The organism is Psychroserpens sp. AS72 (assembly GCF_038900375.1).
Taxonomy (GTDB): domain Bacteria; phylum Bacteroidota; class Bacteroidia; order Flavobacteriales; family Flavobacteriaceae; genus Psychroserpens.
On sequence record NZ_JBBMRC010000002.1, the window covers coordinates 1 to 21551 of the forward strand.

General features: G+C 32.3%; 20 protein-coding genes. 8 read left to right on the forward strand and 12 right to left on the reverse strand.

Annotation, left to right across the window (positions count from 1 at the left end):
* Positions 1–204: 204 nt before the first annotated feature.
* The 5 genes from thrS to WNY78_RS03575 all read left to right on the forward strand — a co-directional run bounded on the left by thrS (position 205) and on the right by WNY78_RS03575 (position 6871).
* On the forward strand, positions 205–2148 hold the full coding sequence (thrS, locus tag WNY78_RS03555) for a threonine--tRNA ligase (RefSeq protein WP_342871814.1): 1944 nt from the start codon (positions 205–207) through the stop codon (positions 2146–2148).
* 28 nt (positions 2149–2176) lie between these two features.
* Complete coding sequence (gene infC / locus WNY78_RS03560) at positions 2177–2728, forward strand: translation initiation factor IF-3 (protein WP_321223362.1); 552 nt, start codon at positions 2177–2179, stop codon at positions 2726–2728.
* Positions 2729–2792: 64 nt separating this feature from the next.
* Positions 2793–2990, forward strand: coding sequence for a 50S ribosomal protein L35 (gene rpmI / locus WNY78_RS03565; protein ID WP_020897364.1), 198 nt, complete (start codon positions 2793–2795; stop codon positions 2988–2990).
* A gap of 105 nt (positions 2991–3095) precedes the next feature.
* Positions 3096–3440 carry a 50S ribosomal protein L20 gene (gene rplT / locus WNY78_RS03570; RefSeq protein ID WP_321245548.1) on the forward strand — a complete coding sequence of 115 codons (345 nt, stop codon included), beginning with the start codon at positions 3096–3098 and terminating at the stop codon, positions 3438–3440.
* A 161-nt stretch (positions 3441–3601) separates the two neighbouring features.
* Positions 3602–6871 carry an amidohydrolase family protein gene (locus WNY78_RS03575; RefSeq protein ID WP_342871815.1) on the forward strand — a complete coding sequence of 1090 codons (3270 nt, stop codon included), beginning with the start codon at positions 3602–3604 and terminating at the stop codon, positions 6869–6871.
* A gap of 43 nt (positions 6872–6914) precedes the next feature.
* Here WNY78_RS03575 and WNY78_RS03580 read toward each other — a convergent pair whose 3' ends face one another.
* On the reverse strand, positions 6915–7622 hold the full coding sequence (locus tag WNY78_RS03580) for a response regulator transcription factor (protein ID WP_342871816.1): 708 nt from the start codon (positions 7620–7622) through the stop codon (positions 6915–6917).
* Complete coding sequence (locus tag WNY78_RS03585) at positions 7615–8640, reverse strand: sensor histidine kinase (RefSeq protein WP_342871817.1); 1026 nt, start codon at positions 8638–8640, stop codon at positions 7615–7617. The genes WNY78_RS03580 and WNY78_RS03585 overlap by 8 nt, the downstream gene beginning before the upstream one ends.
* Before the next feature lie 200 nt (positions 8641–8840).
* Here WNY78_RS03585 and WNY78_RS03590 point away from each other — a divergent pair, with 200 nt between their 5' ends.
* The 3 genes from WNY78_RS03590 (at position 8841) to WNY78_RS03600 (ending at position 10814) form a co-directional block, all read left to right on the forward strand.
* Positions 8841–9575, forward strand: a complete 735-nt coding sequence (locus WNY78_RS03590; RefSeq protein ID WP_342871818.1) for a hypothetical protein — start codon at positions 8841–8843, stop codon at positions 9573–9575.
* Between the two features lie 101 nt (positions 9576–9676).
* Positions 9677–10474, forward strand: coding sequence for a sterol desaturase family protein (locus WNY78_RS03595; RefSeq protein WP_342871819.1), 798 nt, complete (start codon positions 9677–9679; stop codon positions 10472–10474).
* 1 nt (position 10475) lies between these two features.
* Complete coding sequence (locus WNY78_RS03600) at positions 10476–10814, forward strand: hypothetical protein (protein WP_342871820.1); 339 nt, start codon at positions 10476–10478, stop codon at positions 10812–10814.
* Here the strand turns inward: WNY78_RS03600 and WNY78_RS03605 are convergent, their stop codons facing one another.
* The 10 genes from WNY78_RS03605 to tgt all read right to left on the reverse strand — a co-directional run bounded on the left by WNY78_RS03605 (position 10815) and on the right by tgt (position 21468).
* Positions 10815–12074 carry an asparagine synthetase B gene (locus tag WNY78_RS03605; protein ID WP_342871821.1) on the reverse strand — a complete coding sequence of 420 codons (1260 nt, stop codon included), beginning with the start codon at positions 12072–12074 and terminating at the stop codon, positions 10815–10817.
* 82 nt (positions 12075–12156) lie between these two features.
* Positions 12157–12885 (reverse strand): sulfotransferase family protein, encoded by a 729-nt coding sequence (locus tag WNY78_RS03610; RefSeq protein ID WP_342871822.1) that lies wholly within the window; start codon positions 12883–12885, stop codon positions 12157–12159.
* Entirely contained in the window at positions 12878–13795 is a 918-nt protein-coding gene (locus WNY78_RS03615; protein WP_342871823.1) for an aminotransferase class IV, read from the reverse strand. The genes WNY78_RS03610 and WNY78_RS03615 overlap by 8 nt, the downstream gene beginning before the upstream one ends.
* A 167-nt stretch (positions 13796–13962) precedes the next feature.
* Positions 13963–15009, reverse strand: a complete 1047-nt coding sequence (locus tag WNY78_RS03620; protein WP_342871824.1) for an AI-2E family transporter — start codon at positions 15007–15009, stop codon at positions 13963–13965.
* Between the two features lie 234 nt (positions 15010–15243).
* Positions 15244–15630 carry a hypothetical protein gene (locus WNY78_RS03625; protein ID WP_342871825.1) on the reverse strand — a complete coding sequence of 129 codons (387 nt, stop codon included), beginning with the start codon at positions 15628–15630 and terminating at the stop codon, positions 15244–15246.
* A 10-nt stretch (positions 15631–15640) separates the two neighbouring features.
* Entirely contained in the window at positions 15641–17179 is a 1539-nt protein-coding gene (gene dnaB, locus WNY78_RS03630; protein ID WP_342871826.1) for a replicative DNA helicase, read from the reverse strand.
* Positions 17180–17344: 165 nt separating this feature from the next.
* A complete protein-coding gene (locus WNY78_RS03635) occupies positions 17345–18298 on the reverse strand; it encodes an acetyl-CoA carboxylase carboxyltransferase subunit alpha (protein ID WP_342871827.1) in 954 nt (317 codons plus the stop codon).
* A gap of 67 nt (positions 18299–18365) precedes the next feature.
* Positions 18366–19280, reverse strand: coding sequence for a DMT family transporter (locus WNY78_RS03640; RefSeq protein ID WP_342871828.1), 915 nt, complete (start codon positions 19278–19280; stop codon positions 18366–18368).
* Positions 19267–20337 carry an LptF/LptG family permease gene (locus tag WNY78_RS03645; protein WP_342871829.1) on the reverse strand — a complete coding sequence of 357 codons (1071 nt, stop codon included), beginning with the start codon at positions 20335–20337 and terminating at the stop codon, positions 19267–19269. Before WNY78_RS03645 ends, WNY78_RS03640 begins: the two co-directional genes overlap by 14 nt.
* Positions 20338–21468: a tRNA guanosine(34) transglycosylase Tgt gene (gene tgt / locus WNY78_RS03650; protein ID WP_342871830.1), complete on the reverse strand. Its 1131-nt coding sequence runs from the start codon at positions 21466–21468 to the stop codon at positions 20338–20340.
* Positions 21469–21551: the final 83 nt, after the last annotated feature.

The following is a 21551-nucleotide window of genomic DNA, read 5'->3' on the forward strand; positions in this document are numbered from 1 at the left end:
TATATCCTAACCTTTTTTTAATTTATTTCTGAAAAATTTTAAACTAAAACTCTAACACCTATTAATGAATGTGTTATGACGATTAATTTACAATTAAACAAAAGTAATAACTAATCCTTATATATAAAGATTAAGTAGAACATCTATTGTATGTCATTATATAAGATACTATCTTTGTAGACTTAATTATTTAGGTTACTATATATGATTGATATTACTTTGCCAGATGGCACTATTAAAACTTTTGAAGATGGAACAACTCCAATGGGAGTTGCTAAGAATATAAGTGAGGGATTTGCTAGGAATGTTATTTCTGCAAATTTCAATGGTGAAACAATAGAAACATCTACTCCTTTATATAATGATGGATCATTAATTCTTTACACATGGTCAAACGATGAAGGAAAAAAAGCGTTCTGGCACTCAACATCACATGTACTAGCTCAAGCGCTAGAAGAACTATATCCTGGAATCAAATTATCTATAGGACCTGCAATTGAAAACGGCTTTTATTATGATGTAGATTTTGGAGAGCATTCGATTTCAGAAAAAGACTTTAAGGCTATAGAAAATAAAATGATTGAAATAGCTAGAGGTAAGCATGATTTTAAAATGCGAGCTGTTAGTAAAGAAGATGCTTTAACATTATATAGGTCTCAAAATAATGAATATAAAGTTGAATTGATTGAAAACCTTGAGGATGGTACTATCACTTTCTGTGATCATTCAACATTTACAGATCTGTGTCGTGGTGGACATATCCCTAACACAGGAATTATTAAGGCTGTAAAAATAATGTCAGTTGCAGGTGCTTATTGGAGAGGTGACGAAAACAATAAACAATTGACCAGGATTTATGGTATCTCATTTCCGAAGCAAAAAGAATTAACAGAATATTTACATCTATTAGAAGAAGCAAAAAAACGAGATCATAGAAAACTTGGTAAAGAATTAGAATTATTTACGTTTTCTCAGAAAGTTGGTCAAGGCCTACCTCTCTGGTTACCAAAAGGAGCAGCATTAAGAGAACGTTTAGAGAATTTCTTAAAGAGTGCTCAAAAGAAAGCTGGTTATGAAATGGTAGTTACACCACATATTGGACAGAAAGAACTATATGAAACCTCTGGTCATTACGCTAAATACGGAGAAGATAGCTTTCAGCCTATTACAACACCAAAAGAAGGTGAAGTATTTTTACTTAAACCTATGAACTGCCCTCATCATTGTGAAATTTACAATAGTAGTCAATGGTCATATAAAGATTTACCTAAAAGATTTGCTGAATTTGGAACAGTATATAGATATGAACAAAGTGGTGAATTACATGGTTTAACTCGTGTTAGAGGTTTCACTCAGGATGATGCTCATATTTTCTGTACACCTGATCAATTAGACAAAGAGTTTAAAGATGTTATTGATTTAGTACTTTATGTCTTTGGATCATTAGGTTTTGAGAATTTCACAGCTCAAGTATCTCTTAGAGATCCTAAAAATCCAGAAAAATATATTGGTAGTGACGAAAACTGGAAAAAAGCTGAAGATGCAATTTTAAATGCTGCTATTGATAAAGGTTTAAACTATGTTGTTGAAACAGGTGAAGCTGCTTTCTACGGACCAAAATTAGATTTCATGGTTAAAGATGCGCTAGGAAGACAATGGCAACTTGGAACCATACAAGTAGATTACACATTACCTGAGCGATTTGATTTAACTTATAAAGGTAGTGATAATGAACTACACAGACCTGTTATGATACATCGTGCTCCATTTGGAAGCATGGAACGTTTCATTGCAATTTTATTAGAACACACTGGTGGTAATTTCCCATTATGGTTGGTGCCTGAGCAAGCAATTGTATTGACATTAAGTGAGAAATATGAAAAATACTCCGAAAAAGTTTTAAGTTTGCTAGAAAATCACGAAATTCGCGCCCTCGCAGATAATAGAAACGAGACGATTGGAAAGAAAATTCGTGAAGCAGAAATGAACAAAATACCGTTCATGATTATCATTGGCGAGAATGAAGAGAATGAAAACAAGATTTCTGTAAGACAGCATGGAGGTGAAGATTTAGGCATGATTAGTGTAGAAGAGTTTTCAGAAATCGTTACAAAAGAAGTCAATAAGACATTAAAAACATTTAAATAAAAATTAGTTTAACTTAAATATATAAGCCATAGCAATACGTAGAAGACACAACTCTAAGCGAGTCGTAAAAGAAGATCAACACAAAATTAACTCTAAAATTAGAGCCGAAAAGATAAGACTTGTAGGTGATAATATTGAAGTAGGGATTTATGCAACTAAAGATGCACTAGCCATTGCAGATGAGCAAGGGTTAGATCTTGTTGAAATTTCACCAAAAGCTGATCCTCCTGTATGCAAGGTTATGGACTATAAGAAGTTTCTTTATGAACAAAAGAAACGTGATAAAGCTCTAAAATCTAAAGCAACAAAGGTAACAATCAAAGAAATTCGTTTTGGTCCTCAAACAGATGATCATGATTACGAATTTAAAAAGAAACATGCTGAGAAGTTTTTAAAAGACGGAGCAAAATTGAAAGCATTTGTGTTTTTCAAAGGACGATCAATCATATTTAAAGAACAAGGTCAAATCTTATTATTAAGATTAGCTCAAGATCTTGAAGAATTAGGTAAGGTTGAACAAATGCCTAGATTAGAAGGTAAGCGTATGACAATGTTCATCGCTCCAAAAAAAGTAAAATAAACTGAACCGACGCTTCGGAACAGGATTAAAGATAATAAGCGAATCGTAAATAAAATAGGAAACAATGCCTAAAATGAAAACAAAATCTAGTGCTAAAAAGCGTTTTAAGCTTACAGGTACTGGTAAAATCAAAAGAAAGCATGCTTTTAAGAGTCATATTTTGACAAAAAAATCTAAAAAGCGTAAGCTTAAATTAACTCATGATGGTTTAGTACATAAAGCAGATGAGAACAATATTAAAACAATGTTACGTTTAAAGTAATATCGTTTTAATCGGTTAAAACAAATTTATAAACCCTGGAGTTAGGCAAAATAATTTAGCAAGTATCGAAATATCGATCGCCTACTACAAAAAACAATTAAAGAAATGCCAAGATCAGTAAATTCAGTAGCGAAGAGAGCCAGAAGAAAAAAGGTTCTTAAGCAAGCAAAAGGTTACTTTGGAAGACGTAAAAACGTTTGGACAGTAGCAAAAAATGCGGTTGACAAAGCGATGCAATATTCGTATAGAGACCGTCGAGTTAAAAAGAGAAATTTCCGTTCATTATGGATTATGCGTATTAACGCAGGAGCTAGACAGCACGGAATGAGCTATTCAAGATTTATGGGAAAACTTAAAGCTAATAACATCGAATTGAACCGTAAAGTTCTTGCAGATTTAGCAATGAATAATCCTGCAGCTTTTGAAGCTATAGTAAACAAAGTAAAATAAGGCGTTGGCCTAATTAATAACATCTATTCGCTTATAAAAACCGATTCAGAAATGAGTCGGTTTTTTTATGTTTAAACATTTCAATTTCCGAAGGATTATCATAAATAAATTTCTAACAGTTTCATTTTTTAGTAACTTACAATTCAATTAAAACTAATCAAATGAAACGCACTCAACTTATCACAGTCCTCCTTCTACTCCTTACTTTAAATAGCTTTAGCCAAGACAATGAAAAAGACAATGAAAAAGAGAAACCTTGGGATGTTTCTAACCCAGAAGGTAATTGGGATTTTAATGAACTGAAGCTCTCTACAAATGAAGGCACTTGGATGAACCTTGATGTGAGTCCAGATGGTAAATCCATAGTCTTTGACTTGTTAGGAGATATTTACAAACTTGACATTAAAGGCGGGACTGCTAAAATCTTAAGAGAAGGTCTACCTTTCGAAATACAACCACGCTTTAGTCCTGATGGACAACATATCTCTTTTACAAGTGATGCTGGTGGAGGCGACAATATTTGGATTATGAATAGTGATGGCTCTGACGCCAAACAAGTCACCAAAGAAAAATTCAGGTTATTAAACAATGCTATTTGGACACCAGATGGAAATTACTTAATCGCTAGAAAACATTTTACTTCTGGTCGTTCTCTTGGTGCAGGCGAAATGTGGATGTATCATAAAACAGGAGGAAGTGGGATTCAACTTACCAAAAAGAAAAACGATCAACAGGATGTTAACGAACCTACCTTATCACCAGATGGTAAATATTTGTATTATAGTGAAGATGTTTATCCAGGTGGATTTTTTCAGTACAATAAAGATCCAAACAGTCAAATCTATGCGATAAATCGTTATGACATGGACACTGGTAAAACCGATAGAATTACTGGTGGTCCAGGAGGTGCTGCTCGTCCGCAAATATCGAGAGACGGAAAAAAACTTGCTTTTGTAAAACGTGTTCGTACAAAATCTGTTCTATATATTCATGATTTAGAAACTGGAGAAGAATGGCCAATCTATGATCAACTTAATAAAGATCAGCAGGAAGCTTGGGCAATTTTTGGTGTTTATACCAATTTCAACTGGATGCCAAATAATGAAGACATTGTGATTTGGTCTGGAGGAAAAATCAATAAGATTAATATAAGCTCACTTGATGTTTCAGATATTCCATTTCAAGTTAATGCAACGATAAAAATTGCAAAAGCAATTGAAGTTGATACACCTGTGGCTCCAGATACTTTTGATGCCAAAGTGATTAGACATGCGGTGACTTCTCCTGACGGAAAGTCTCTAGTATTTAACGCGCTTGGTTACTTATACACACAGAAATTACCAAACGGAAAAGCAAAACGATTAACAACAGGAACCGATTTTGAATTTGAACCAGCCTTCTCACCAGATGGAAAAACGATCACATATGTTACATGGAATGACCTCAATTTAGGCACAATACAATCCGTTTCTGCAAATGGAGGAACACCAATACAATTATCTTCGGAAAAAGGCATTTATAGAAATCCGTCGTATGCACACAATGGTAAACAAATTGTATATCGCAAAGAAAGCGGAAACAATGAACAAGGAAGAACATTTGCTAAAAACGCAGGTTTATATCTTATGAATGCTGATGGGTCCAATGCTAAACGTGTTTCAAAAGAAGGGGATTATGCGATGTTTAATACTGATGATACTAGAATTATCTATCAAAAAGGTGGTCAGTTTTTTGGTGCTTTAACCAAAGAATTAAAAAGTGTCGATCTTAATGGTTTTGACGAACGTGTTCTTGTAAAATCTAAACACGGAAATCGTCTCGTTCCAAGTCCAGACGGAAATTGGATAGCTTTCGTTCATTTACATAAAGTATATATGGCTCCAATGCCTAAGGCTGGTAAAACTTTAGATTTAACAGACAAAACTAAATTTGTTCCTATTACAAAATTATCTAAAGACGCAGGTATCAATTTACATTGGTCAAAAGATAGTAAGACCATACATTATACTTTAGGCAATATGTATTATTCATCTAAAGTTTCCGAAGATATAAAACTAGTAGAATCTGGAATTAAAATAAACTTAGAAGTAAAAACGGATAAACCTAAAGGGAAAATTGCTTTAAAAGGAGCTCGAATTATTACAATGGAAGGTGATGAAATCATCGAAAATGGAACTATCGTTATTAACAACAATAGAATTATAGCTATTGGTAATGCATCTGATGTATCCATACCTAAGGATGCTAAAGTTTATGATGTCACTGGGAAAACAATTATGCCTGGAATGGTTGATGCACATGCTCATATTGGAGGTTTTAGATATGGTTTGACCACACAAAAGCACTGGCAATTTTACGCAAATCTTGCTTATGGAGTGACAACTTCTCATGATCCTTCTGCAAATTCTGAAACTGTTTTTGCGCTTTCCGAATTACAAAAAAATGGAACACTCGTTGGACCACGCCTCTACTCTACTGGATTTATATTATATGGAGCAGATGGAGATTTTAAAGCTGTAATAAACAATCTCGAAGATGCACGTTCATCAATTAGAAGGACAAAAGCTTTTGGTGCATTGTCAGTTAAAAGTTATAATCAGCCACGACGTGAGCAAAGACAACAGGTTTTACAAGCTGCTCGAGAGGAAGGTATTTTTGTAGTGCCTGAAGGTGGATCAACGTTTTATCATAATATAACTATGGTAATGGATGGTCATACTGGTGTAGAACATAATATTCCTGTTGCTCCAGTTTATAAAGATGTTTTAGAACTTTGGGGACAAAGTAATGTTGGTTATACGCCTACGCTTATTGTGAATTATGGAGGAATGAATGGTGAAATGTACTGGTATCAAAAAACGAATGTTTGGGAAAATGAAAAACTCTTAAAATATACACCTAGAGGAATTATAGATGCACGCTCAAGAAATCGTCTTATGATTCCTGATGAAGAATATGAAAACGGTCATATTTTGGTTTCAAAAACTTGTAAAGCATTGAGTGATGCTGGTGTTAAAGTAAATCTTGGTGCTCACGGACAACTACAAGGTTTAGGTGCTCATTGGGAATTATGGATGTTACAACAAGGTGGTATGTCTAATCATGAAGCCCTACAAGCAGCTACTATAAATGGTGCTAATTATATTGGCGCCGGAAATGATATAGGTTCACTAAAAGAAGGTAAACTAGCAGATTTAATTATCATGGATAAAAATCCATTAGAAGATATTAGAAATTCTGAAAGCATTATTTACACCATGATAAATGGTCGTTTATATGATACTGAAACGATGAATGAAATTGGTAACGAACCTAAAGAACGAACAAAGTTCTATTGGGAAAACAATAAATACAATCAAGCTTTTCCTTGGCACGAAGAAACTCAAAGTTTCACAAGAGGCGCTTGTGGATGTCATGTAGGATCTCATTAAAACTTAAAAGCCGATTCAGATTTGAATCGGCTTTTTAAAAATCTTAATTACCAAAAACAGCTAAAATCACTTCTTCTTTTTTATCTCTACTTAGTGGCACTTTAAAAGATCCTATTTCTAATTGATTTCCATGGCAAGCAGTTACTTTATCTTTGGCTATAATAAAAGATTTATGAACTCTAATAAAATTATCAGGAAGTAGTTTTTCAATATTTTTCATTCGCTCAAACACCATATGGTTATCATTTATACATCGAAACCTAACATATTCTTTCATACCTTCAACAAACAAAATGTCATCGGTAAAAATTTTTACAATTTTCCCTTCAGTTTTAACAGTAACAAATTCTATTTTTTCTAAATCGATATGTTCTGTGGTTCGATTCTCTTTATAACAAAGCTCCTTAGCTTTATTAACAGCTTGTAAAAATCGTTCAAAACTAAATGGCTTTAGCAAATAATCTACAACATTTAAATCAAATGCTTCAAGAGCAAACTCAGAATAAGCTGTAGTAAAAATAACTACTGGAGGATTTTTTAAAGATTTTAATAAATTAACGCCAGATAAAGAAGGCATTTGAATGTCTAAAAACAAAATATCTATCGAATTTGTGCTTAATACTTGTAAGGCTTCTATTGGATTTTTTATACTATCCACAAGTTCTAAATCTGAGATCTGTTCGATAAAACCAGACAAAAGATTCAAAGCTAAATACTCATCATCAACGATTAAAACTTTTAATTTAGACATGGTATGGATGGGCTAATTTCAATTTTAAATTTACAACAAACATTGTTTCTGTTTCATTCAATATAAAAGAATGTTCTGGATTTAAAATCTTCAAACGTTTCTTAATATTATTTAAACCAATACCTCCTACTTCATCTTTTTGCTTTAATGCATCGTTTTTAGTATTAGAAACTTTAAATGCAAAACTAGTATCTTCAACACTTATATCTATTTTTATAAAGGCATTTGCATTGGTCTCTAAATCACTATGCTTAAAGCTGTTTTCGATAATTGGAATTAAGATCATAGGTTCAATCATCTGTTTTTTTATTTTTCCATGAATATGCATGGTGACATTTAAATTGTCTTCAGATTTTAGTTTATACAAGTCGATATAATCTTGTATTAAAGCTATTTCATTTTCTAGCAATACTAAAGTTTGGTCTTCTTGATAAACCATATAACGTAACAAATGTGAAAGTTTCAATACCATTGGAGCTGTCTTATCAGATTTAACAGTCGCTAATGAATAAATGTTATTTAAGGTATTGAATAAAAAATGTGGATTCATTTGTGATCTCAAATATTGCAATTGCGCTTCTTGATATGCTTGCAACTCAAAAGCTTGTTGCTTTGTTTTTACAAATCTATTAACTAAAATTTGGTAAAATGCACTAAACATCAAAATCAAAATATTACTAAGAATGATACCAATGAGAAGTGATTCTTCTTGTTCTAAAAACCCAAAATCAGTCTTAAAACTGGGAAATGTGACATTAATATAAAGCCTTATCAATGAAACTACAATCATTATAAGCAATACTATGAGACCATACAAAACATACTTTTTATTTTCAAAAAACGTGTTTACAGCCCAAATATTAGTATATGCCAAAAGCATCAATGGCACACCATTAATACAGCCTCTTAGCAAACTTGTATGGAAGTCCAAAAAATAAGAAAACACCCAAGTTTGAATTGCTAAATAGCCAATCCAAAAACAGATATGTGTACAGTATATTAAAGTTTTACTTTTCATATTAATTACTCAAAAGTAGTCTAAAAGACTATTGATACAATGGTTTTTAAACCAACTGTAGACTTTCTTCAACAAACAGTGAAAAAGTTCTAAAAGTGCTACTCGATGAGTTTTTAGAGCATTTGGTTGAACTCTTTTTATTAGAATTTAAAAATCTAGAATATTTGTCTCATAATTATAAACCAAAACACATTAATATTATGAAAATTTCAAAACTTTTTTTTATCGGACTAATTACAATGAATCTGATTATCGTTACTACTTCATGCAGTTCAAATGATGACAATACAGTAACACCTAAAACTACAGAACTCAATGAAGAAGAAGCTGTTGAACTTATTGAATCATCACTACGAAAAAGTACTGCTGGATTTAATGATACCTCTAAAACATTTTCAGAGAGCCTAACAGCTGACATTACTATAAACGAAGATTGTAGTGTAATCTACAACGACACCTATGTTGTAAATTATGAAGAAAGTATTGTTCAAGCTTCATATACTGTAGATTGGAGTTACGAAATGACTTGCAACAGTATTGGAATTCCGCAATCTGTTACTTTTTCTTCTTCAACAGATGGAAATTATAGTACACAACATATTATTTCAAATGATTATTCGACATCTAACTTTGACATTATAGGCTTACAACCTTCATCTGAAACCATGGTATTAAATGGAGACTATGTAAGAAATGGCATGCAAGAATTAAACGTTGTAAATACAAGAAGTGTCACAAGCATCTTAACTGTAACCTTAACAGATATTGTTATCGACAAGAGCACAAGCAACATCACCTCAGGAACAGCATCTCTAACCTTAACTGGCACAAGTCAGAATACTAATTTTTCTTTTGAAGGCAGTCTAATTTTTAATGGCGACGAAACTGCCACTTTAACTATAAACGAAAACACATACGTCATAAATATAGGGTAGGTTGATTTGTAGCCATGATGAGCAAAGCAGAACATTGTGCCAAATGCTTTGCTCTGATTGGTACAATCATCTTCTATTTTATCCATTTAAAAACAACGTGCATGGAATATTTAATCTCAAACTTTGGAATAATACAAGCAGTAACAATTGCCATCAGTATTGTTTTTCTTAGATATCTATTTTTTTCTGGAATTCTGTATAGCATATTCTACCTATTCAAAAAGCAAAGGTTTAAGCATAAACGTATTCAAAAAAAATTCCCAAAACTGATTAGAATAAAAAAAGAAATAAAACATAGCTTCTCAACAGCTATAGTTTTTACAGGTATTGGCTTGTGCGTTTATGCGTTAAAAATTAATGATTTAACTAAAATTTATACAGATTTAAGTCTCTATGGATCAGGATATTTTTTCCTTTCTATTTTAATTATACTACTTCTACATGATAGTTATTTTTACTGGATACATCGCTTTATACATCATCCAAAGTTATTTGCAATATTTCATAAAGTCCATCATCAATCGAGAAATCCAACACCATTTACAGCTTTTTCTTTTGATGTAACTGAAGCTATTATAGAAGCTGCTATCATACCTGTGATTATATTATTCTTACCAATGCATCCTTTAGCTATTTTCATCTTCTTTAATATTTCTCTAGGTTTTAATATAATGGGACATTTAGGATACGAGTTTTTACCTTCTTGGTTTATCAAGCATCCTATTTTAAAATGGATAAACACGTCTACCCATCATAACATGCATCATCAAAAAGCCAATGCTAATTATGGATTATACTTTAATTTCTGGGATACTCTGATGAAAACTAATCATAAACACTATCACAAAAAATTCTATGCGATTACAAGAAAAAATAAGAAGACATCTATTACTGATTAGCATGATATTCACAACACTAGTGTATGGACAACAGATTCCTGACAGTCTTAATACACCTTTAAAAAGAGCTACCTTACAAACTAAGGAAATGTCAAAGAAACTGAACCTTACTAAGACTCAAATCCCTACCATTGATAGTCTAAATTTAATTTATGCTGAAAAAGTTGAAAAAGAAGTTATCACTTCTGATAGAAGTAAATTAGCAAAATACTTTAAAATGAAAGGACTATTAAATGAAAAAGAAATGTTCTTAAAACAAATATTAACTCAAGCTCAATTTAAAATTTACGAAAAAATGCGGTCTAAAGCAATGCGTAACATCTACAAAAATGGATTATAATTACGTTTTTTGCTTCTTCTTTTTAGCAGCAGGAAATAAAACATTATTAAGTATTAATCTGTATCCTGGAGATGTAGGATGCAAATCTAACTCGGTTTTTGGATCACCAACTTTGTGCGTATAATCTTCTGGATCATGTCCTCCATAAAACGTAAAAAAGCCTTTTCCCTTAATTCCATGTATGTATTTTGCTTCACCATTAGTTTTGTTTTCACCTAAAACCAATACGTTAGACTTAATCTCCTCTCTCGTAAAAGATGTGGTTTGTCCCATAAAGCCTTTAACTAAAGCAGTATGATTTTGGTTGAGCATTGCAGGAATTGGGTCCCATTTTGCTGAGAACTCCATGAGCGAAAAATAATCTGTAGTTTTCGGGATACGACGTTTTCTTGTCATATCAATTGAAGAAAACTCATACACATTAGGACTTGTTTCCAATAAAAAATCCTTAAATGCGAAGGTTTTAGAATAATCAATTTTGTTTTGATAGCCAGCATCACTCCCATCTCCATCAAACATTGGCTCACAAATATCAACACCATCTGCAGACAATGCGATATCAAAACTATCTGTTGCACTACACATGGCAAACATAAATCCGCCTCCTATCACATATTCTCTAATTTTTTTTGCAACTGCTAATTTTTCTTCGGAAACTTTAGAATAACCTAATCTCGTCGCCAATTCTTCTGCAGTCTTTTTTTCTTGAATATACCAAGATGCAGAACGATATGCTCTATAAAACTTACCATACTGTCCTGTAAAATCTTCATGATGTAAGTGTAGCCAATCATAAAGTAGTAAAGCGTCATTTAATACTTCTTCGTCATAAATAGTTTCATAAGGAATTTCGGCATACGTCAAAACCATAGTCACAGCATCATCCCAAGGTTGTAAACCTTTTGGTGTATAGACTGCAATTTTAGGCGCTTTTTCTAAAACGACTGCTTCCATATTTTGTGACGGACTAGCAATCATTTCTAAAATTTCTTCTGCTTTAGAATTGGAGATGACCTCAAAAGTAACACCTCTAATTTGACATTCTCTTTGAATTTCTTCAGAATCTGGTAACAAAAAAGAACCACCTTTATAATTTAAAAGCCATTTGACTTTTAACTGTTTTTCTAGCGTCCAATACGTAATACCATAAGCTTTTAAATGGTTGCCTTGACCTTCAGCATCCATAGGAATTAAAATGTAGGACGCATAAGATTGCATAGAAACAAGTAATATAAATACTAAGATAATTGTCTTTTTCATTGCTAATTTTTCATTTTCGCATGTTGAAATATACTCAAAAATTATTCCGAAGCTAAACCCTTTAATATAGTTTTATAGTTTTTTATGATAACGCCAACTTCTTTAACTCATTGTAATATGGAAGGCATTCTTTTAATAATGGTTTTAAATGCTTCGGAAAAGGATCTGTTTTAGGTTTATATTTAGAAAACCCAGATGATTTATGTACATTATCATACCAATAAGTTGACCATATGCCATCTTCAGGACGTTTGGATGGTTCCCATTTGAGCATGTTTTTATCAAACGGAATGTCAATATGCTCGCATAATTGTCTCAATACTCCTTCAGGATTTAATAATACATTCTTAGAATCTAAAACCACAAAATCAATATTTTGCTTTTTAAACTCTTCAATTAAATCGATGTGCAATTTATAACCCACATCATAAAGCGTTGGATTCTTAATGACTTTAGCAAAAGACGGCAACATTTCCGAAGGGTTTCTTGTCAATATAACATTGGTCAATCCTTTCATAAATGAACGATCTAAATCTAACAAATGATGTGTCATATTCTTAAAAAAAAGCACATCACTTTCCGAAGAATTAATCATCATGTCCACCACTTTTTCACCATCATTCTCCATCGTAGATAAAATATCGTCAGCTCCAGGATGATATTCTACAGCTTTAGAATTTCGTAAATAATAAGCATATAAAGGTTCATCAAAAACCTTGGTGTCAGTGCGCTGAGCAAAACTATACATTAATGCAGTAGAAATATTTCTAGGGCCAGACCAAATAGATATTCGCTTAATAGTTTTAGCCATTTGCAACCGCTTCATTAATAAGTTCATGATATAAACTACTCAACTTTTTAGTCATATCTCCATACGATTTTGTACCAATTTCTCGTCCGTCAATTTTGGTTACTGGAGTTAAACCTCCAAAAGTTCCAGTGACAAAAGCTTCATCTGCACCATACACATCAAATAATGAAAAATCTTTTTGATGACACGTAATATTATTTCGTTTACAAGCTTCAATCACTTTAGCTCTAGTGATCCCATTCATACAGTATTGACCAGTGGACGTCCAAACTTCATCATTTTTTACAATGAAAAAATTGGTTGCATTACAAGTTGATACAAATCCATTGACATCAAGCATGAGCGCTTCGTCTGCTCCAGCTTCTATTGCTTGAATAAGTGCTTGAACTTCGTGTAATTTACTATGGCAATTCAATCTAGGGTCTAGATAATCTGGAGAACCACGTCTTATTGTAGATGTAAAAAGTGTAATTCCTTTTTCTTTACTTTCTTCGGAAGCTTTTTTGTATTCAGGAATAATAACAATATTAGGTCCAGAAATGGTGAGTCTTGGATCTTGGGAAGGTGTTTTTTTAATACCTCGAGTGATCATAATCCGCACATGAACATGATCTTTCATATTATTTTGGTTGAGAACATCCCAAACAATAGTTGTCAATTCTTCTTTAGAAAACGGAAATTTCATACCAACACTTGCTGCAGATGTCCATAAACGATCTAAATGATCGTTGAGAAATACGAGCACACCTTTATGTAAACGTAAGGCTTCCCAAATTCCATCTCCTACGAGATATCCACTATCAAATACTGATATTTTAGCATCTTCTCTTCGGAAATAGTCTCCATTAATATAGATTTTTATGTCTTTATTCCTGTCATCTGCGACAGCATTATGCGTTCCGTGAACCATTTTTTGAAATTAAATATGATTCTAGAAAGATAAATATTTTGGTTGACAGTTGAAGTTATTTGTGAGATTTAAAAGAGTTTTCAATCACAGTTTTCAGTCACAGACTTACTCTTGTGGATAAAACTTAAGATTTAAATTATAAGAACAATTATTCTACAAAAACAACTCTACTTTCCCATAGATTTTATTTTAGGTTCTGGACCAGAAAGTAAGGATGCAATAGTTTTAGTACCTGGAAATTGCTCAAGAATAATTTTAATAAACACTGTAATTGGAATGGCCATTATTAAACCTGGAATTCCCCAAATAAATCCCCAAAGCATCAACATAATTAACACAGCTATGACGTTTATAGAAAAGGATTTTCCCATAAAAATTGGTTCTAATATGGCTCCAAACAATACTTGAACTAAGGTTATTGAGAGAATGAAAAAGAATAATGTACTTGTAGGATCTAATTCTACAAACGCAAAAATTGATAATAAAATAACGCATATAAATGAACCTACCATTTGAACGAAGTTGATTAAAAATCCAAATAAGCCCCAAAATATCGGAAAACTCACATCAAAATAAACACAAGCTAAACCTGTAAATATCCCAGTAAGTGCACTAACTAAAAACTTAACCTTAATGAATGTAATTAAGTCTCTTTCAATTTTCATGAATGCTTTAATAGATGTATGCTTTCGCTTTAATATCGTATTATTTAAAACTTGATGCATATTAATAGACTCAGATAACCATAGAATGGTAAAAAAGACAATCATTAAGATGTTAGTTAGAAATTTTCTAACGAAATCAAAAGTAGATCCAATACTTTCTTTTGCGAAAAACTGAGCTAAAAAGTTACCATCTGGATTGTATTCCATACCAACTTTGTCTTGCATATATAACATCAAATCATTGATTTTCACTTCTGCCTTAGCAAAAAAGCCTGTTTCATTAGATAAAATCTGCTTACTTGACAGTTGTACCAGTTCGACACCAATAAAAACACCTAATCCAATAACTGCTACTACAATAATAATACTCAATAGTCTTGGCACATTACGTCGTCCTAACCATCGCATTAATGGTAAAAACAATAAGGCAATAAACATTGAAGAAATCAATGGTATGAAAATAAAAGATAAAATCTTAAGTAAATAAAATACAACAGGTACTACTATAAAAAGTAGTAAAATATTAGTTGTTCGTCTTTGTTCTAACATGAGGCAATGGTTATTTCTTAATCAAAAATTCATTTTGACTTTTTCTTTTACCTGCAAAATTTCCATTTTTGCACTCTAATTTCGCTATTTCTTTTTATCGTAGCGATGCTATGTTAAAAAAAAACAGCTTCATTACATCACAAAAGCGAAACCTCTCGGTTTAAAACTAAAAATCAAAATAAATTCTTAAAAGCAAATTTAGGGGAAAATACTTTGATATAAATTAAGAGTATCTTAAAATTTACCGTAGAAATCGGTAATATCAAAATAATATTTTAATTGCTTATTAGTTTTCGTGTCTATAATTGATATTACATCAAAACTTTTTCCATCCTTACGATTTAGAGATTGTGTCTTAAACTTCCAACCTACTCCACGTTTACCGTGCTTTCTATCTATAAATTCATATTCTTTAGGGATTCCTTCAAAACTGTTTTTCGCTTTTATAACTACTGCATTATCAATAGACAACCCATCATTATTTAAAGAGCTTGAATTTTTAGTTTTTTCAGCTACTGTTTTAGATGTACTGGATTTGAAACTTCCACATGACGTCATAAAAAATAATGACAATGCGATTAAAACCAATTTTAAACATAAAAGCTGTTTTACTTTTATCATAATTAATTATTTAAAATGGCACATCGTTATCATCTTCCTCTGGAGTTCCAAAAGCATCTGAAGCTGATGGGAATTTATCTGGAGTAAATGTATTATCATTTGCTGCAGCATTCATTTTAGAATGAAACTCTCCAAAAGGCGTATCAAAATCATCTAGATTATCAAACTTACCTAAATGTCCAATAAACTTCAATCTAATACTTTCTAGTCCACCATTTCTATGTTTTGCAACGATAAATTCTCCTTGACCTTCGGTTGGTGAACGTTCATCATCATCCCATTCGTCAATTTTGTAGTATTCTGGTCTGTATATAAAGGATACAATATCTGCATCTTGCTCAATTGCTCCAGATTCACGTAAATCTGATAGTAATGGACGTTTACTTCCACCACGCGTTTCTACTGCACGAGATAACTGAGATAATGCAATTACCGGAATTGCTAATTCTTTTGCTAGTGCTTTTAGGTTTCTAGAAATGGTTGAAATCTCTTGTTCACGATTTCCTCCTTTTTGACTTCCACCTGCTGTCATTAACTGCAAGTAATCAATCATAATCATTTTAATTCCGTATTGAGACGCTAAACGTCTTGCTTTTGCACGTAAATCAAAAATAGATAACGATGGTGTATCATCAATAAACAAAGGTGCTTTTTCTAAAGTCTTCACTTTCACATTGAGCTGTTCCCACTCGTGCTTTTCTAATTTTCCGGTTCTTAACTTTTCCGAAGATAGGTTCGTTTCCGAAGAAATTAAACGTGTTATTAATTGTACAGATGACATCTCCAGCGAGAAAAACGCAACTGGAATATTACTATCTACAGCAACATTTCTTGCCATCGTTAATGTAAATGCTGTTTTACCCATACCTGGACGTGCAGCAATAATGATTAAATCACTTGGTTGCCATCCTGAGGTCAACTTATCTAATTTGGTAAATCCTGTTGGAATACCACTCATTCCCTCTTTATTGGAAATCTCTTCAATTTTCTTTTTTGCTTGAATTACCAAACTTTGAGCAGACTCCGTAGATTTTTTGACGTTACCTTGGGTGACTTCATACAATTTAGCTTCGGCAGTATCTAATAAATCAAAAACATCTTTGGTTTCATCGTATGCTTCTTCTATAATTTCGTTGGAAATTTTAATTAAACTTCGCTGAATATATTTTTGAAGAATAATACGAGCATGAAACTCAATATGCGCAGAAGATGACACACGTTGGGTTAAAGAAATTAAGTAAAAATCACCACCTATTAAATCTAGTTTTGCATCTTTCTTTAATTGACTAGAAACGGTTAATAAGTCAATAGGCTCACTGTTTTCAAATAATTTGAAAATAGATTCAAAGATGTGTTTATGTGCATCTTTATAGAAAGCGTCAACACTTAAAATGTCAATCACCTCATCGACTCCTTTTTTATCGATCATCATAGCGCCAAGCACAACCTCTTCTAAATCAAGAGCTTGAGGTGGTATTTTACCTTTTTCTAAGCTAATAATTGTGCTTTTATCTATTGGATATCCTTGAAGTGGGTTGGGTTGTTTCATAAGTACGAAAGTAAAAAAAATGTATTCTAATAATGAATTTGTATTGTCTCAATCTTAACAGGTCATCAACAATTTAACTGTTAATAACTTGATTATATTGTTAATAGCGACAAAAAAAACCGAAACAAAAAGTTTCAGTTTTTTTAAGCCTATGTTTTATAAGGATTAGCCTTTATAAACTCCCATCTCTAAGTATTTTTCCATGCGTTGATTTACTAATTCTTTTGGTGATAAGTTTTTAAGGGCTTCATAATTTTTCTCTATAGCGTTTTTAACTGCTAAAAATGTGGCGTGTCTATCTGTATGTGCTCCACCTAATGGTTCTTTAATAATCTCATCAATTAACTTTAGGCGTTTCATGTCTGGTGATGTTAATTTTAAAGCTTCTGCAGCTTGTTCTTTATACTCCCAGCTTCTCCATAAAATTGAAGAGCAAGATTCTGGTGAAATTACAGAGTACCACGTGTTTTCTAACATCAATACTTTATTTCCTACACCAATACCTAAAGCACCTCCAGATGCACCTTCTCCAATTATAACTGTTATGATTGGGACTTTAAGACGTGTCATCTCTAGAATATTTCTTGCTATTGCTTCTCCTTGTCCGCGTTCTTCTGCTTCCAATCCTGGATAAGCACCTGGTGTATCAATTAAAGTCACTACAGGAATACCAAATTTCTCAGCAGATTTCATTAAACGTAATGCTTTACGATACCCTTCTGGATTTGACATCCCAAAATTTCTATATTGTCGTGTTTTTGTATTAAACCCTTTTTGTTGTCCGATAAACATGTAAGATTGATCTCCAATCTTACCTAAACCACCAATCATGGCTTTGTCATCTTTAACATTTCGATCGCCATGTAATTCTAAAAAAGAATCACCACATAACGCTTTAATATGGTCTAATGTGTAAGGTCTTTCTGGATGTCTAGAAAGTTGTACACGTTGCCATGCAGTCAAATTTTTATAGATCTCTTTTTTAGTTTCGAGTAGCTTTTTTTCAATTTTTTTACACGTTTGTGTAACATCAACTTCACTCTCCTCGCCTATTATCTGACATTTCTCAAGTTGGTCTTGAAGTTCTTTTATTGGTAATTCAAAATCTAAATATTCCATAGAAATTTTGATTTGTTATTATTAGTTATTAGTTGGTCATTGATTAGTTAATACAAATATAAAAACTTTAATCCGTTTTGCTTGATAAGGCTCTTTTGTTTTTGTGGTTCTTGTAATTTTTAAGAATTCCATCTGCTATAACTGTGGCTAACACCAAGAAAGCTCCATAATAAAATTGTGTACTCATTATTTCGGTTTCGGGAAATAAAAACAAAGCTAAAGCGATACCATATAAAGGTTCTAGATTATAAGTTAATATTACTGTATACGGACTTAAATGCCGCATCACATCTACAGAACCGATGAAAGCATAGGCTGTACAAATAGATGCTAGGATAAGAATATAAATCCAGTCTGATGTTGATAGAACGAAAAATTCCGTAGAAAAACCACCTTGAAATATCAGTATGAATAATGATAGAAATCCAACACCACTTATAAATTCATAAAACGATATAACTGTAGCACGATGTTCTGCAATAAATCTTCCGTTAATGACAGCAAATAATGTTGAGAATAAGGCTGAGGAAATGCCTAATAAAATTCCATTTAAGTATTTGATTTCACTTTGTGTGATTAGAAAAACGCCTAGTATGACAATCATTCCGAAGATAATTTCATACCAAATAATCTTCCGTTTATATATTAAGGGTTCAATAAAAGAAGCAAAAAAAGCACCTGTAGAAAACATGGCTAGGGTTATAGAAACATTGGATTGATTGATGGCTTCAAAAAAAGTAATCCAATGCAATGCAATGATGATTCCTGCTCCAAAAAATTTAAGCTTAGTTTTAGTTGAAACTTGAATTTTCAGCTTAATCATTTTGATATACAAAAACATCAACACACCTGCAATGAGCATACGATACCAAACTAATGCAGTAGATCCAATAGAAATTAGTTCTCCAAGAATAGCTGTAAAACCAGCTATAAAAACTAGAAAATGTAAATGGAGATAATTTTTAAACTTAGCGTTTGGCATTGAACAGCAGATAAGCAGCTAAGATACCAAAAACAACATTAGGTAACCATACAGCCACTATTGGAGAAAAGCTAGATTGTGCTGCCATCACACCAAATACTTTATCAAAAAATACAAAAATCATGGCAACTGTAATCCCAAAAGCTAGATTAATTCCCATACCTCCTCTACGTTTAATTGAGGATACAGAAACGGCTATGATAGTTAAAATAAATACCGAAACTGGCAAGCTCCATTTTTTGTATTTCACGACTTCATAACGACCAATGTTTGATGATCCTCTTCCCTTTTCTTTCTCAATAAACTTTATAAGATCTCCATATTGAAGTGTTTCGGCGATATATTCTTCTGGAGTTAAATCATCTGTATCAAACTCAAACTCCATATCTTTTCTCCTTGACGTCTCAATGATATCATTATCTGCACCAAAGACACGTTTTGTATAATTTATTAATCGGTAAGTAGAGTCTTGATCAACAATTGAAGTTGCAGTAATCTTATACGTCATTTTATTACCTTCAAAATGTTCTAGAGTAAAATTACTACCTCGTTTTGTAACTGGATTAAAACTACTTACATAGATATAATCATTATCATTAATTTGCCGGTAAATATTTGTGGTTTGAGTAATTTGAGCATTTTTTTTAAGGTACTTATATTTAAACTCATTAAACCCTTTACTTGCATTTGGTGCAAGGTATAATCCCATAATTAGCGCTAAACCAGCAATAATTGTAGCTCCAATCATATAAGGTCTTAAAAATCTCCAAAAAGATACTCCAGAACTTAAAAAGGCAACAATCTCTGTATTATTTGCAAGTTTAGAGGTAAACCAAATTACAGATATAAATAAAAATATAGGGTATAATAAATTAGCAAAATAAATCGTGAAATCTAAATAGTATTGTGCTACTGCTCCAAAAGGGACTTCTTGTTCTAAAATCTTATCAATTTTCTCAGCAAGATTTACTGTAATCCCAATAGGAATAAACAGTAATAACATCATTAAAAATGTAAACAGATAACGTTTTAATATGTACCAATCGAGTATTTTCACTTATAATCTTTTATCCATTTGTTTCACCATCTTATCTTTCCATTCTCTAAAATCTCCAGCTATGATATGTTTTCTAGCCTCTCGAGTTAACCACAAATAGAACCCTAGATTATGTATTGTTGCTATTTGTTTTCCTAATAATTCGTTTACAGTAAACAAATGTCTTAAGTATGCTTTGCTATATTCTAAATCAACAAACGTAATACCCATTTCATCAACAGGAGAAAAATCATCTGCCCATTTTAAGTTTTTGATATTTATAGAACCGTGAGCTGTAAATAACATTCCGTTTCTAGCATTACGCGTTGGCATCACACAATCAAACATATCTACACCTAAAGCAATATTCTCTAAAATATTTATTGGTGTCCCAACTCCCATTAAATAACGTGGTTTGTCCCATGGTAGAATTTCACAAACAACATCTGTCATAGCATACATTTCTTCAGCAGGTTCTCCAACAGATAATCCTCCTATGGCATTACCTTGAGCTCCAGCGTTTGCAATATATTCTGCAGATTGCTGACGCAAATCCTTATAAGTACTTCCTTGAACTATTGGAAAAAACGTCTGCTCATAATCATATGTAAAAGGCGTTTTATCCAAATGTGTTAAACAACGTTCTAACCAACGATGTGTCATATGCATGGATCGCTTAGCATAATTATAATCACAAGGATAAGGTGTACATTCATCAAATGCCATGATGATATCTGCACCAATACTACGTTGAACTTCCATCACATTTTCTGGAGTAAACACATGATAACTTCCATCAATATGAGACTTAAACTTCACACCTTCTTCCTTTATCTTTCTATTATCAGATAATGAATAGACTTGGTAACCTCCAGAATCTGTCAAAATATTACGATCCCAATTCATAAACTTATGTAAACCTCCTGCTTTCTCCAAAATAGGCGTTTGAGGTCTTAAAAATAAATGGTAGGTATTAGCCAAAATGACATCTGGATTGATTTCATCTTTAAGTTCGCGTTGATGAACACCTTTAACAGATGCAACAGTACCAACAGGCATAAATATAGGTGTCTCAATTTGACCATGATCTGTTGTAATTACACCAGCTCTTGCTTTACTTTGAGGATCACTTGCTTTTAATTCAAAATTCATAAAACGTATTCGTAAGTGGGCAAAGATAATTATCTCAATGTATTATGGTCTTAAACATTTAATAAAATTATGACTTCGGAAAC

What these genes read in the sequence shown, in the direction of transcription:
- thrS (WP_342871814.1), top strand. Translation starts at nt 205, where the DNA reads ATGATTGATATTACTTTGCCAGATGGCACTATTAAAACTTTTGAAGAT.
- rpmI (WP_020897364.1), top strand. Translation starts at nt 2,793, where the DNA reads ATGCCTAAAATGAAAACAAAATCTAGTGCTAAAAAGCGTTTTAAGCTT.
- rplT (WP_321245548.1), top strand. Translation starts at nt 3,096, where the DNA reads ATGCCAAGATCAGTAAATTCAGTAGCGAAGAGAGCCAGAAGAAAAAAG.
- WNY78_RS03575 (WP_342871815.1), top strand. Translation starts at nt 3,602, where the DNA reads ATGAAACGCACTCAACTTATCACAGTCCTCCTTCTACTCCTTACTTTA.
- WNY78_RS03580 (WP_342871816.1), bottom strand. Translation starts at nt 7,622, where the DNA reads ATGTCTAAATTAAAAGTTTTAATCGTTGATGATGAGTATTTAGCTTTG.
- WNY78_RS03585 (WP_342871817.1), bottom strand. Translation starts at nt 8,640, where the DNA reads ATGAAAAGTAAAACTTTAATATACTGTACACATATCTGTTTTTGGATT.
- WNY78_RS03590 (WP_342871818.1), top strand. Translation starts at nt 8,841, where the DNA reads ATGAAAATTTCAAAACTTTTTTTTATCGGACTAATTACAATGAATCTG.
- WNY78_RS03595 (WP_342871819.1), top strand. Translation starts at nt 9,677, where the DNA reads ATGGAATATTTAATCTCAAACTTTGGAATAATACAAGCAGTAACAATT.
- WNY78_RS03600 (WP_342871820.1), top strand. Translation starts at nt 10,476, where the DNA reads ATGATATTCACAACACTAGTGTATGGACAACAGATTCCTGACAGTCTT.
- WNY78_RS03605 (WP_342871821.1), bottom strand. Translation starts at nt 12,074, where the DNA reads ATGAAAAAGACAATTATCTTAGTATTTATATTACTTGTTTCTATGCAA.
- WNY78_RS03610 (WP_342871822.1), bottom strand. Translation starts at nt 12,885, where the DNA reads ATGGCTAAAACTATTAAGCGAATATCTATTTGGTCTGGCCCTAGAAAT.
- WNY78_RS03615 (WP_342871823.1), bottom strand. Translation starts at nt 13,795, where the DNA reads ATGGTTCACGGAACGCATAATGCTGTCGCAGATGACAGGAATAAAGAC.
- WNY78_RS03620 (WP_342871824.1), bottom strand. Translation starts at nt 15,009, where the DNA reads ATGTTAGAACAAAGACGAACAACTAATATTTTACTACTTTTTATAGTA.
- WNY78_RS03625 (WP_342871825.1), bottom strand. Translation starts at nt 15,630, where the DNA reads ATGATAAAAGTAAAACAGCTTTTATGTTTAAAATTGGTTTTAATCGCA.
- dnaB (WP_342871826.1), bottom strand. Translation starts at nt 17,179, where the DNA reads ATGAAACAACCCAACCCACTTCAAGGATATCCAATAGATAAAAGCACA.
- WNY78_RS03635 (WP_342871827.1), bottom strand. Translation starts at nt 18,298, where the DNA reads ATGGAATATTTAGATTTTGAATTACCAATAAAAGAACTTCAAGACCAA.
- WNY78_RS03640 (WP_342871828.1), bottom strand. Translation starts at nt 19,280, where the DNA reads ATGCCAAACGCTAAGTTTAAAAATTATCTCCATTTACATTTTCTAGTT.
- tgt (WP_342871830.1), bottom strand. Translation starts at nt 21,468, where the DNA reads ATGAATTTTGAATTAAAAGCAAGTGATCCTCAAAGTAAAGCAAGAGCT.